General features: G+C 65.7%; 10 protein-coding genes. 6 read left to right on the forward strand and 4 right to left on the reverse strand.

Annotated features, from left to right (window positions below; translation table 11 throughout):
• The first annotated feature begins 73 nt into the window (after nt 1-73).
• From HOY44_RS21480 to HOY44_RS21505, 6 genes are all read left to right on the forward strand, one after another.
• Nucleotides 74-1,354 (forward strand): gallate dioxygenase, encoded by a 1,281-nt coding sequence (locus HOY44_RS21480; protein ID WP_287437731.1) that lies wholly within the window; start codon nt 74-76, stop codon nt 1,352-1,354.
• 66 nt (nt 1,355-1,420) lie between these two features.
• Nucleotides 1,421-2,407 (forward strand): TRAP transporter substrate-binding protein, encoded by a 987-nt coding sequence (locus HOY44_RS21485; protein ID WP_287437733.1) that lies wholly within the window; start codon nt 1,421-1,423, stop codon nt 2,405-2,407.
• A 5-nt stretch (nt 2,408-2,412) separates the two neighbouring features.
• Complete coding sequence (locus HOY44_RS21490) at nt 2,413-2,934, forward strand: TRAP transporter small permease (RefSeq protein WP_287437735.1); 522 nt, start codon at nt 2,413-2,415, stop codon at nt 2,932-2,934.
• Nucleotides 2,927-4,231 (forward strand): TRAP transporter large permease, encoded by a 1,305-nt coding sequence (locus HOY44_RS21495; protein ID WP_287437737.1) that lies wholly within the window; start codon nt 2,927-2,929, stop codon nt 4,229-4,231. Before HOY44_RS21490 ends, HOY44_RS21495 begins: the two co-directional genes overlap by 8 nt.
• A gap of 187 nt (nt 4,232-4,418) precedes the next feature.
• Nucleotides 4,419-5,786, forward strand: a complete 1,368-nt coding sequence (locus tag HOY44_RS21500; protein ID WP_287437739.1) for an aminomethyl transferase family protein — start codon at nt 4,419-4,421, stop codon at nt 5,784-5,786.
• 108 nt (nt 5,787-5,894) lie between these two features.
• Nucleotides 5,895-7,121, forward strand: coding sequence for a LysR family transcriptional regulator (locus HOY44_RS21505; RefSeq protein ID WP_287437740.1), 1,227 nt, complete (start codon nt 5,895-5,897; stop codon nt 7,119-7,121).
• 86 nt (nt 7,122-7,207) lie between these two features.
• Here the strand turns inward: HOY44_RS21505 and HOY44_RS21510 are convergent, their stop codons facing one another.
• The 4 genes from HOY44_RS21510 to HOY44_RS21525 are packed head-to-tail and all read right to left on the reverse strand — an operon-like array spanning nt 7,208 to nt 12,565.
• Nucleotides 7,208-7,975 carry a TIM barrel protein gene (locus HOY44_RS21510; protein WP_287437742.1) on the reverse strand — a complete coding sequence of 256 codons (768 nt, stop codon included), beginning with the start codon at nt 7,973-7,975 and terminating at the stop codon, nt 7,208-7,210.
• Complete coding sequence (iolB, locus tag HOY44_RS21515) at nt 7,972-8,778, reverse strand: 5-deoxy-glucuronate isomerase (protein ID WP_287437744.1); 807 nt, start codon at nt 8,776-8,778, stop codon at nt 7,972-7,974. The genes HOY44_RS21510 and iolB overlap by 4 nt, the downstream gene beginning before the upstream one ends.
• Nucleotides 8,779-8,790: 12 nt before the next feature.
• Nucleotides 8,791-10,644 carry a 3D-(3,5/4)-trihydroxycyclohexane-1,2-dione acylhydrolase (decyclizing) gene (iolD, locus tag HOY44_RS21520; protein ID WP_287437746.1) on the reverse strand — a complete coding sequence of 618 codons (1,854 nt, stop codon included), beginning with the start codon at nt 10,642-10,644 and terminating at the stop codon, nt 8,791-8,793.
• Nucleotides 10,645-10,654: 10 nt separating this feature from the next.
• Nucleotides 10,655-12,565 carry a bifunctional 5-dehydro-2-deoxygluconokinase/5-dehydro-2-deoxyphosphogluconate aldolase gene (locus HOY44_RS21525; RefSeq protein ID WP_287437748.1) on the reverse strand — a complete coding sequence of 637 codons (1,911 nt, stop codon included), beginning with the start codon at nt 12,563-12,565 and terminating at the stop codon, nt 10,655-10,657.
• Between the last annotated feature and the right edge of the window lies 1 nt (nt 12,566).

Genomic DNA, 12,566 nt, shown 5'->3' on the forward strand with positions numbered 1-12,566 from the left:
ATAAGTCCACCTCCATATGATCGCCTGCGACTCGGCCGGGGCTCGCGCCCGGCGGCCAGACGGAGGACAGCATATGGCACGTATCATCGGGGGCATCGGCGCCTCGCATTCGCCCACCATCGGGTTCGCCAAGGACACCAACAAGCACAACGATCCGGCGTGGAAGCCGATCTTCGACGGGTTCGACGTGGTGCGCCAGTGGGTGCAGGACAAGGAAATCGACGTGATCTTCCTGATCTACAACGATCACGTCACCTCGTTCTATTTCGACCACTACCCGTTCTTCTCGATGGGGATCGACGACACCTATTTCCCGGCGGACGAGGGCGGGGGGCCGCGCGACGTGCCGCCGGCCAAGGGGCATCTGGGCCTCAGCCAGCATATCGCGATGGCGCTGACCGCCGACGAATTCGACATGAGTTTCTTTCAGGGCAAGCCGGTCGATCACGGGATGCTCTCGCCCCTGTCGATGCTGGGCGACGCCGACGGGCCGTGGCCGGGCAAGGTGGTGCCGCTGCACTGCGGCCTTCTGCAGCTCCCGATCCCGTCGCCGCTTCGGATGTGGAAGCTGGGCAAGTCGCTGCGCAAGGCGATCGAAAGCTACCCCGAGGATCTGAACGTCGCGATCATGGCGACCGGGGGCCTGTCCCATCAGGTCCACGGCGAACGCGCCGGGTTCATCAACGAAGACTGGGACGACGCGTTTCTGAACCTCATCGAAACCGACCCCGAAAAGCTCGCGAACATGCGGCTGGCCGAATACGTGGTCAACGGCGGCATGGAAGGGGCCGAGGTCATCATGTGGCTCATCATGCGCGGCGCGCTGTCGGACGACGTGACGCTGAAGCACAAGATGACCTATGCGCCCTCGGTCACGAACATCGCGACCATGATCCTCGAAGACAACGGCGCCCCCGCGACCGAGGCCGCGAAGGAAGCCTACCGCGAACACATCGGCTATCACCTCGCCGGGGCCGATCAGGTCGAAGGCACGCACCCGCTGACCCACGCCCGCTCTCAGGCCGCGTTCCGCATCAACAGCTTCCTGCACGATCTCATCAAGCCCGAGCACCGCGACCGCTTCCGCACCGATTTCGATGCGCTGGCCGCCGAGCGGGGCCTGACGGACGAGGAAATCGCGCTCATCAAGGGCCGCAAATGGATCGAGATGATCCACTACGGCGTGTCGTTCTTCATGCTGGAAAAGATGGCCGCCGTGCTTGGCGTGCCCAACCCCGAGGTCTACGCGGCCTTCCGGGGCGAGACGCTGGAGGAGTTCCAGAAAAGCCGAAAGGTCGCCATCACCTATGGCGTGGGCGGCGGCGACAAGGCCAAGGCATTGAACGAGGCGTAAGGCCCGTTCCCCGAATTGGGCCCGGTGCAGCCGCCGGGCCTTTTGCACCCAAGAGGGAGGATCACCATGGGTATCATCAAGACCATCGGTCTGGCCGCAATCACGGCCACCATCGCCACGGGCGCCGTGGCGCAGGAACTGAAACTGGCCGATTTCCAGCCGCCCACCCACTTCATCGTGGACACCACCTATACCCCGTTTGGCGAGGCGATTTCCGCCGCCACCGGGGGTGAGACGACCGTGAAGGTGTTCATGGGCGGCGAGCTGGGCGCTGGTCCGGCCGAGCAATACAACCGCGTGGTGGACGGCGTGGCCGACATCGCCTTTGGCCTGCCGGGTTACACCGCGTCGAATTTCCCGCTCACGCTGATCTCCGAGCTTCCCGGCGTCATCACCGCCGAGGGCGGCACGCAGGCGATGATGGACAACGTGGACATGCTGTCGGACGAATACCGCCGCGTGCAGCTTGTCGGCCTGTGGAACAACGCGCCGAACCTGATCCTGACCGCCAAAAAACCCGTGCGTTCGATGGACGATCTTGCGGGCCTGAACATCCGCGTGCCGTCGCGCAACGCGGGCATCGTGGTGCAGGCGTGGGGCGCGAACCCGGTCTCGATGCCCGCGCCCGAGATTTACAACGCGATGCAGACCGGCGTGATCGACGGGGCTATGATCGACCCGACGACGCTGAAATCGTTCAAGCTGGCCGAGGTGACGAATTTCATCACCCAAGGCATGGACACCACGATTTCCGAGTTCTTCCTCATCATGAACCGTGACGTGTTCGCGGACTTGGACGACACCGCGCAGCAGGCCGTTCTGGACGCCGGGCGCGAAGCCGCGCTGACCGCAGGGTCCACGTGGCTCAAGATAGCGGACGGCGCGATGGCGGATTTCGCGGCCACCGACGGCAAAGAAGTCATCACCCTGTCCGAGGATGAAGCGGCCAAGTTCAACGAAGCCTCCGCCGCCGCCGTCGAGCAGATCGTCGCAGATGCCGAGGCCGAAGGCATCCCCGCGAAAGCGTGGATCGACGCGCTCGCCGCCGACTGACCGCGATGACCACCGCTCGCACTCCCGCCTGGCCGGACCTGTTCGGCCGGGCGACCTTCGCGCTCGCCGCCTTGGCGGGCGTGTTGCTCATCCTGATGATGGGGCTGATCGCAAGCGCGGTGTTCATGCGCTACGTCATGGGCAACCCGCTTTTGGGCGTGAACGAGATCGTGCAGCTTGCCGCGGTCGCGATCACCATGCTCGCGCTGCCCTATGCCACCCATCTGCACGCCCACGTCCGCGCCGACATCTTCGACCCCGCTCTGGGCCGGGTCGGGCGCTGGCTGGCCGACATCCTGACCCGCGCCCTGTCGATCTGGGCGCTCTGGATTCTCGTCGGTCGCGCCTGGGACAAGGCTACCGAGGCCGCCGAGTTCGGGGACGCGACCAACATGCTCGACCTGCCGATCTGGCCGCTCTACGGGCTTGTCGTTCTGGGCATCGGCCTCGCCATCGTGATTTTCGCCGTTCAGATCGTGCTTCTGATCCTGACGCGGCGCGCATTCGGAGAGCCGGAGAATGGCTGACCTGACAATCGGTATCCTTGGCTTCGTCGCGCTCTTCGCGCTGATGATCCTGCGCACGCCCGTCGCCTTCGCGATGCTCCTAACCGGCTTTTTCGGCATCTGGTGGCTGGACGGTCTGCGCCGCGCCGGGGCGGTCCTGATGACCGAAACCTATTCCGCCGTCGCGAACTATTCGCTCATCGTCGTCCCGATGTTCATCCTTCTGGGCAACGTCGCCTCCGCCGCCGGCTTTTCGCGCGGGCTCTACGATGCCGCCTATGCCTGGGTCGGTCGCCTGCGCGGCGGTCTCGCCTCGGCCAGCGTGATCGGCTGCGCGGCGTTCTCGGCGGTCTCCGGCTCGTCCATCGCGACCGCCGTGACCATCGGCAAGGTCGCGCTGCCCGAGATGAAGCGGCTGGGCTACGGCCCCGGCCTGTCCACCGGCGCCATCGCGGCAGGCGGCACGCTGGGCTTCCTGATCCCGCCCTCCACCGGCTTCGTGATCTACGCGATCCTGACCGAGGAAAGCATCGGGCGGCTGTTCATGGCGGGCATCCTGCCGGGGCTTCTGATGATGGCGCTTTTCATGCTGGCGATCTGGATCGTCACCCTGCGCGACCCCGCCGCAGGCCCGCGCGGCGAACGGGTGGCGTTCCGCGAACGCTTCGCCCTTCTGCTCAAGGCGCTGCCGCTGATCGTGGTCATCGTCGTGTCCATCGGCGGCATCTATCTGGGCGTTTTCACCCCGGTCGAGGCCTCCGGCGTCGGCGCGGCGCTGACCATCCTGCTGGCCTTCGCGACCCGCTCCATCGGCCTGAAATCCTTCGCGACATCGGTGATGGAGACGGTGACGACCTCGACCATGCTCTATATGATCGTGATCGGCGCCAACGTCCTGAACCCGTTCCTGTCGCTCACCGGCGTGCCCGGCGGGCTCGAGGCGGGGCTGAACGCGCTGGGTCTGGGCACCTACGGCACGCTTGCCGTGATCCTGCTCAGTTACGTGGTGCTCGGCATGTTCCTCGACGGTCTCGCCATGCTGGTCATCACCATCCCGATCTATTTCCCGGTCATTCAGGCGCTCGGCTTCGACCCGATCTGGTTCGGCGTGATCGCGGTGATCGTGATCGAAATGGGGATGATAACGCCGCCCGTGGGCCTCAACGTCTTCGTGGTGCGCAACGTGGCGGGCGACGTGGCGCTCGGCACCGTGTTCCGGGGCGTCTTTCCGTTCCTGATCGCGATGATCGTCTGCCTGCTGCTGATCATCCTGTTCCCGCAGATCGCGCTGATGATCCCGAACTCGATGTTCAACTAGGGTTCAGGCGCGAAACGGCAGGGCGGCGCGTGCCCGACGCCTCGGTGTCGCACCGCCGCCCTCCATTATGCCGATTATGAAACGGCTTATCGAGAAGTCGCATAAGCGCAGCCGGCCCCGACCCGCTAAATCCTCTTCCAGCACGTATTGGCGGGTCGCCAACCGATCCGCAGTCAGGAGGACACCGATGACCAAGACACTCGAAGACCGCATCGCGCTTTATGAAAACGCATCCGACATGCTGCAAAATTCGCAGCAGGGGCCGTATGTGTTCCCGATCGCGCCGCAATACACGAACTGGATGGAAGAGGTGCGGGCGTGGCGCAACGGCGCGGTTCTTCTGAACCAGTCCTACCACATGACCGACCTTTACGTGCGCGGGCCGGATGCGATCAAGTTCATGTCCTACGTCGGCGTGAACAGCTTCGCCAGTTTCGGGCGCAACAAGTCCAAGCAACTGATCTGCGTGAACCCGGACGGCTACGTGATCGGGGACGGCATCATCTTTGGGCTGGAGGATGACGAGATTCTCTATGTCGGTCGCCCGCCGCTGGCCTACTGGCTCGCCTATCAGGCCGAGATCGGCAACTTCGACGTCACGACCGAGTTCGACATCCGCTCGCTCGAAGGCGACAAGCCGCGCAAGCTTTACCGTTTCGAGGTGCAGGGGCCCAAGGCGCTCGACATCCTGAACGAGGTGAACGAGGGCGGTCCGCTCACCACCAAGTTCTTCAACATGGGCGAGATCACGGTCGCGGGCTGCACCGCACGCACTCTCAGTCACGGCATGGGCGGCGCACAGGGGCTGGAGCTTTGGGGGCCGTATGAAGACGGCCAGAAGGTCTACGACCGTCTGATGGAGGTGGGCGAAAAGCACGGAATGCTGCGCGCGGGTGCCCGCGCCTATTCCTGCGCCGCGATGGAATCGGGTTGGATTCCCTCGCCGCTGCCCGCGATCTACACGGGCGAGGCGATGAAGGGCTTCCGCGAATGGCTGCCTGCCGACAACTTCCTCGCCGTGACCTCGGTCGGCGGGTCGTTCCAGCCGGAGAACGTGGAAGACTACTACCTGACGCCCTGGGATCTCGACTATGGCCGGGTGGTCAAGTTCGACCACGATTTCATCGGGCGCGCCGCGCTGGAAAAGATGGCCGAAGAAGAACATCGCACCAAGGTCACGCTGGTCTGGGATCAGGCTTCGGTGCTTGAGATTTTCGCGGGCCTCATGGGTCCGTTCCCCGGCCCGAAGCTGATGGAACTGCCCGCCGGTCACTATGCCGCGCACCCCTACGATCAGGTGCTTCTGAACGGCGAACAGGTCGGCGTTTCGACCTATCCGGTCTATTCCGCCAACGAACGCGCGTGGATTTCGCTCGCGATGGTGCGCGGCGATCTGGCCGAACAGGGCACGAAGCTGAACATCCTCTGGGGTGAAAAGGACGGCGGCACCGACAAGCCGCATGTCGAAGAACACGTGCAGATGGAGGTCTCGGCCGAAGTGCATCCGTGGCCGATCCACGCCGCATCGCGCGAAAGCTACCGCGCCCAGAAATGACGGCGGCGCCGTGGCCAAAGCGTCGCGGCGCAGCGATTGCGGTTCGACTTTGGCATGTCGGCCAAACCCCGGCATAGTCGCCGACAAGACCGAACCGGGGGCCAAGCGATGCCTGCAACCGAACCTCGGGCCGGGGCGATCCCCCGGCCCCTCGACATTCGCGAAGCGGTAGCGATCAGCAGCGTCGCCGGGTCGCGCAGTTTCAAGCTGGCCGCCGGGATGCTCAACGTGTCGCAGCCCACGCTGTCGCGGCTGATCTCGTCCGCCGAGGAAAAGCTGGGCGTCCAGATCTTCAGCCGCGGCTGGTCCGGGGCCGAGACGACGCCCCGCGGCGATGTGGTGGTGCGCTATTGCGGTCACGTGGTGACCGCTCTCGACAAGGCGCAGGGCGAAATCGGCCTCGACCGCCCCGGCGCGCCGGCCTTGCGCACCAATCTGCGAACCGATCAACTCGACACGATCCGCGCGATTTGCAGCGAGGGGAGCATGACCCATGCCGCCCGGCGGCTCGGTCGCACCCAGCCTGTCGTCAGCCGGGTGGTGGCGGACCTGTCCGGGCGCTTCGGCCTTGCGTTCTTCCGGCGCGAGGCGGGGGGCATGGTGGCGCTCGCCCCGGCCCGCACGCTCGTCGATCTGTCCGGCACCATCGCCTACCACCTGACCCGGATGCACGCCCAGTTGCGGCAGTTGGAGGGCGAGATCGTCGGGCGGGTCAGCGTCGGGATGCTCCCGTTTTCGGGGCAGGACCTGATCCTCAGAACCTTCGGTGCGCTGACCAACGACCATCCGCACCTGCGGCTGGTCTGCGTGCCCGGCAGCTACAACGGCTTGGTCGAGGCGCTCCGGCGGCGTGAAATCGACCGGATCGTCGGAATCATGCGCGGCCCCGACTGCCCCGAGGGGCTGGTCGAGACGCATCTGTATGACGAGCGGTTCACGGTCATCGCGCGCAGCGATCATCCGCTCCACCGCAGCGGGCGCGACCCCGACGCGCTGGCGCGGACGAACTGGATCGTGGCCCCGCACGGCACCCCGGTGCGCGGGCATTTCGAACGGGTGTTCTCGGACCTCGGGCTGACCCCTCCGACCCAGACCTGCGAGCTTTTGTCCTTCGGATCGGCCGAGCAGATGCTGGTGGACAGCAATGCCGCCGCGATGCTCACCTATTCCGACCGCAAACTCGCCGGGCTCAGGCCCGACCTCGCAAGGGTGGACACCGGGTTTCCCGACCGCCCGGCGCCCATCGGCCTGACCCGTCTCGCCATGGCCGAAGACGACCCCGCGCTGCGGGAATTCGACGCGCGGTTCCGTGCGGTCGTCGAACGCGACGCCTAGGGGCGGACCCGCTCCGGCCCCGGATATTACATAACTCTCGTTATGAGCCTTTAGCCATCACGTTTGACCAACCCTCAGCGCCGCCTTCAAAGCGACAACAGCCTGAACGACGCCTCGATCGCGTCCCGGTTCGGGGCACGGATCAGCGCAGGCTCCGTCACCTCGAAGGAAAACACGCCCGCATAGCCGCCCTCAAGAAACCGGCGCACCTGCCCCGGATTGTCGCAACGATCCTGTTCATCGACGAGCACCCTGTGGGCATCCTGCGTGGCATCGAGCGGAACATCGGGATCTGAAATCCCCGAGATATGCACCATGCCCGTATGTTCGGGAAAAATCTCGGTCTCGCCCGCGATGACATGCTGGAACGTGTCGTGGACCAGCTTGAAGCCCCCCACAGCCTCGATTGCGGCGACCAGATCGGCCTTTCCGCGAAGGGACGAGCTTTCGAACCCGATCGGCTCGATCAGGGGCAGCACGCCCGTGCCTTCGACCATCGAAAGGATGTCGCGCATGACGTCGCGCAGCGCGCGGGTCGGGCGGTCGTCCACCGTCGGGATCAGGCTTATCGTCTCGGCCCCGGACGCCGCCGCAACGTCGATCAGCGCCTGAATTTGCCCGGCGCGTTCATCGTCCCAGACGTTGAAGCCATAGACCTCGGACAGTCCCAGAAACCTCAGACCCCGCGCCCGCGCCATGTCGGCGGCCACCGCCGGGTCCGCCCCATCGAAAAAGGGCCGCCCCAGATCGTTGCGCGGCTCCACGCCGACACAGCCCAAGTCGGCAGCCAGATCGAGAAACGCTTCGAACGGCAAATCGCGCGCCGTCATCTGGTTCAACGCGCGGCGCGTCACCCGTCCCTCTCCATGATCCATTTCACGGCGGGGTCTGGGATGAAGCGCCAGTTTCGGCGGGGGCCGGCCATGACGTTGAGGTAGTACATTTCGAATCCGTAGGGTGCGCCGCAGGGGTGGTGGCCGCGGGGGACGAGGACGACGTCGCCGTCCTTCACGGCCATGGTTTCGTCCAGCGTGCCGTCCTCGGTATAGACCCGCTGGATGCCGAAGCCCTGTGCCGGGTTCAGGCGGTGGTAATAGGTCTCTTCCAGATAGGTGATGTTCGGAAAGTCGTCTTCGTCGTGGCGGTGGCTCGGATAGCTCGACCAATGCCCGTCCGGCGTGAACACCTCGGTCACCAGAAGGCTGTCGCAGTAATCCTCGGCCTCCATCGCGATGTTGTTGATGTAGCGCGTGTTCACGCCCTTGCCGCGTTCGGTGAGCGTGATGCCGTCCGGGCCGATGCGCCGCGCGGGGTGGCCCGAGTGGCCCGGTGCGGCGCAGACCGCGATGGTGCAGTCGGTGGTTGCCGTCGCCTCCCACGTCTCGCCGTTCGGGACGTACAGGCAATGGGGCGGCGTCTTTTCAAAGACGTTCATCCGCTCGCCCAACTCGCCCCAGTCCTGCCCGGTGGCGGTGAACTGCGCCTTGCCCTCGACCATGACGAGGATCACCTCGTTGCCGCCCGTCGCCTCGGACACCGTTTCGCCGGGGCGCAGACGGTAAAGCCCGAAGCCGACGTAGCGCCACCCGGCGCTTTCGGGCGTGATCTGATGCACCTTGCCATGCGTGCCGAAGGGCTTTTTCAAAAGGTCTGCCATGGTCACATCTCCTCAGTTCACAAGCCGCGCTTTGGCGATCTGTCCCAGATATTCCTGATAGCGGTCGACCTGCTTTTGGCGGGTCGAGGTTTCGGGCACGGCCACGTCCCAGAACGCGCCATGGTCGCCCGCTTTCGTAGCCAACCCGGTGCCGGGGAAGTCGTTGGCAATGGTTTCGATCACGATCACCGTCGGTATGTCGCGGTCCCGTGCCGCCGCGATCTCGGCTTCCAACTGGTCCGTGTCCCCGGCCTTGACCGCATGGGCGCCCATGCTCGCCGCGTGGGCGACGTAGTCGATCTCCGGCTGCACCTCGACGTTGCAGTCGACATACATGTTGTTGAACGGCTCGCCGCCGCACCCCATCGTCTGAAGCCGGTTGATGCAGCCGTAGCCCCGGTTGTCGGTCAGAACGACCGTGAACGGCACCCGGCGCATCACGGCGGTCGCAAGTTCGGAGTTCGCCATCATGTAACTGCCGTCGCCCACGAAACAGATCACCTCGCGCTCGGGGGTGGCGAGCTTGATGCCCATGGCCCCCGCGACCTCGTACCCCATGCAGGAATAGCCGTATTCCATGTGATAGCCGCCCTGGCTGGGCTGCCACAAAAGCTTCAGCGCCCCCGGCATCGTCCCTGCCGCGCACATGGCGACCGCGTTTTCGCCTGTGGCGCGCTGGACCGCGCCGATCACTTGTCCATCGGTGGGCTTGGCGGCCTGATCGTCGGGACGCGCGCAATAGGCGTCGACGGCGCGCAGCCAGTCTTCGCGCATGGCCGGGTCGAAGGTCGACGCCTTGTAATCCCCGAGCGCCTCGGAGAGTGCCTCGAGCGCAACCCTCGCATCGCCGACAAGGCTCGTCGCCCCGTGTTTCGCGGCGTCATAGCCATGCACGTTGATCGACACGAGCTTCGCGCCCTGCCCGAACAAGGTGCGCGAGCCGGTGGTGAAATCCTGCAACCGTGTGCCGACCCCGATCACCACATCCGCGTTTTCCGAGATCGCATTGGCGGCGGCCGACCCGTCGACACCGGACGCCCCGAAGTTCATCGGATGGGCCTGCGCCATCGCCGACTTGCCCGCCTGCGTCTCGGCGACCGGAATCCCGTGCTTCATCGCGAAATCGCCCAGCGTCGCTTCGGCCTGCGCATAGATCACGCCACCGCCCGCGATGATGACGGGATTCTTGGCGCCCCGGATGATCTCGGCCACCCGCGCCACCTCATCCGTATCCACACCGGGGCGGCGGATGTGCCAGACGCGCGGTTCGAAGAACGCTTCGGGCCAGTCATAGGCCTCGGTCTGCACGTCCTGACAGAACGCCAAGACCGCCGGGCCGCAGTTGGCCGGATCGGTCATCACGCGCAGCGCGCGGGGCAGCGCGGTCAGCAGGTGTTCGGGCCGCGTGATCCGGTCGTAATAGCGGCTCACCGGGCGGAAACAGTCGTTCGCTGACACGGTGCCGTCGTCGAAGTCCTCGACCTGTTGCAAGACCGGATCGGGGCGGCGATTGGCGAAGACGTCGCCCGCGACGATCAGCACCGGAAGCCGGTTCACATGGGCCAGCGCGGCCGCCGTCACAAGGTTGGTGGACCCCGGCCCGATGGACGAGGTCACCGCCTGCGCCCGCGTGCGTTTCTTCGCCTTGGCATAGGCGATAGCCGCGTGACCCATCGTCTGTTCGTTCTGCCCGCGCCACGTCGGGAACTCCTCCCGAAACATATGAAGCGCCTCGCCGATCCCCGCCACGTTCCCGTGTCCGAAGATGGCCCACATGCCCTCGATGAACCGTTCACCATCCTCGGTCATCTGCGCGCCGAGCCATTTCACCATCGCCTGTGCGGCGGTCAGCCTGATCGTGCCCATGTCGTCCTCCTCAAGCGGCGTTCAAACGGGCATTCGCCCGCGCGCCGTCCCAGACCTTGCAAAGCTTGGCGAAACGCTCGGCCATCTGAGTGACCGCCTCCGCATCGCTCATGTCGCCCTTCATCCATGCCCGCGCCGCGTCACCGAAAATCGTGCGCCCGACGGCGAAGCCCTTGACCAGCGGCTGCTTCGCGGCCAGCGCGAAGCTTTCGGCAAGCTCGGCTTCGGGCGCGTCCAGCCCAAGCACCACGATCCCGCGCGTATGCTGGTCGTTCGCTTCGATCGCGGCCACGGCGTTGTCCCACGCGGCCTCCGTCTTGAACGGCTCCAGCTTCCACCAGTCGGGATAAACCCCCGCGTCATAGAACTGCTGGATCAGTGTCGCGGTCGTCGTGTCGTCGACGGGTCCGACCTTGGACGGGATCACCTCCAGCAGGAACTCCAACCCGTTGCGCCGGGCCGCCGTGAACAGCGCCTTGACCCGACCCTCCTGCATGGCCCGCGTCTCGGCGTCGTCGTCGGGGTGGCAGAACACCAGAAGTTTCACGACGTTTTCCCGCGCCCATTCGCGCAGGCCGCCGAAGTCCGGCCCCAGCTCCGGCTCGAACTCGATGGGGCGCGAACCGGGCAGTTCGGTCGGCCGCCCGATCCACAGGCCCGAGCCGGAGGCGGCATGAAGCGCAGACCGCCCGATCCGGTTGTCGCACAGGATACCATAGCCCCCCTGCCCGCCCGACACGTCGAGCGCCGCCTTCAGGCACAGCTCCTTGAACGCCCCGCCCTTTTCAAGCGAATAGCCCTCCATCTCTTCCAACTGCATCCGGTGATCGAAGGCGAAAGTCTTGACGCTCGACCAATCGCCCTTGCGGTTGGTGGACCAATGGATCTGCTCCAACGCTTCGTCGTTGCGCAGATCGGGCCGCACCACGCCCCGCTCGAGGAAGAACTGAAGCTCCGCCCAGGACGGATAGGCCGGCGTGCAGCCATGGCGGCTGACCGCGAAGGCCCCGCACGCATTGGCGTATTTCAGCGCCGTGGGCCAATCCTCGCCATCGAGCCAGCCTTTCAAGAGGCCCGAGAAGAAGCCGTCCCCCGCGCCCAGCACGTTGAACACCTCGATGGGAAAGCCCGGCCCGGTCTGGCCCGCGTCCAGACTGTCGGGGATGTCGCCCTCGAACGCCACCGCCCCCGCCGCGCCGCGCTTGCACACCAGCGTCGCCCCCGACACCGCGCGCACCCTGCGCAGGGCGGCCACGGTGTCGGTCGTGCCGCCCGCGATGTGGAATTCTTCCTCGGTGCCCACGATCAGGTCGAAATAATGCAGCGTCGACAGCAGTTTCTCGGTGACCTTTTCGCTGGCCACGAACCGGCTTTCCCCGTCGCCATGCCCCGCCACGCCCCACAGGTTCGGGCGATAGTCGATGTCGAGCGCGGTGCGCAGCCCCGCCTCCCGCGCGATCTTCAGCGCCTTGAGAACGGCGGCCTCGGTGCGCGGGTGCGACAGATGCGTGCCGGTCGCCACGACCGACCGGGCCGAGCGCACGAAGTCCGGGTCGATGTCATCCTCGCACAACGCCATGTCCGCGCAGTTCTCGCGGTAGAAGATCAGCGGAAACTGCTCTTCGTCGCGGATGCCGAGGATGACGAGCGCGGTCAGCCGCTCCGGGTCGGTCACGATCCCCGCCGTGCTCACCCCCTCGCGCGCCAGCTCTTCGACGATGAAGCGCCCCATATGCTCGTCCCCGACCCGGCTGATGAGCGCGGACTTGAGCCCCAGCCTTGCCGTGCCCGCCGCGATGTTCGTGGGCGAGCCGCCGATGTATTTCGAGAACGACCCCATATCCTCAAGCCGGCCGCCGATCTGGTCGCCGTAAAGGTCGACCCCCGCGCGGCCGATGGTGATGACGTCAAGTTTGGTCATG

This window comes from Maritimibacter sp. (assembly GCF_016774595.1).
GTDB lineage: Bacteria > Pseudomonadota > Alphaproteobacteria > Rhodobacterales > Rhodobacteraceae > Maritimibacter > Maritimibacter alkaliphilus.

Bases quoted from the DNA above. Each gene is read 5' to 3' on its own strand.
- HOY44_RS21480 (WP_287437731.1), top strand. From the start codon at position 74: ATGGCACGTATCATCGGGGGCATCGGCGCCTCGCATTCGCCCACCATC.
- HOY44_RS21485 (WP_287437733.1), top strand. From the start codon at position 1,421: ATGGGTATCATCAAGACCATCGGTCTGGCCGCAATCACGGCCACCATC.
- HOY44_RS21490 (WP_287437735.1), top strand. From the start codon at position 2,413: ATGACCACCGCTCGCACTCCCGCCTGGCCGGACCTGTTCGGCCGGGCG.
- HOY44_RS21495 (WP_287437737.1), top strand. From the start codon at position 2,927: ATGGCTGACCTGACAATCGGTATCCTTGGCTTCGTCGCGCTCTTCGCG.
- HOY44_RS21500 (WP_287437739.1), top strand. From the start codon at position 4,419: ATGACCAAGACACTCGAAGACCGCATCGCGCTTTATGAAAACGCATCC.
- HOY44_RS21505 (WP_287437740.1), top strand. From the start codon at position 5,895: ATGCCTGCAACCGAACCTCGGGCCGGGGCGATCCCCCGGCCCCTCGAC.
- iolB (WP_287437744.1), bottom strand. From the start codon at position 8,778: ATGGCAGACCTTTTGAAAAAGCCCTTCGGCACGCATGGCAAGGTGCAT.
- iolD (WP_287437746.1), bottom strand. From the start codon at position 10,644: ATGGGCACGATCAGGCTGACCGCCGCACAGGCGATGGTGAAATGGCTC.
- HOY44_RS21525 (WP_287437748.1), bottom strand. From the start codon at position 12,565: ATGACCAAACTTGACGTCATCACCATCGGCCGCGCGGGGGTCGACCTT.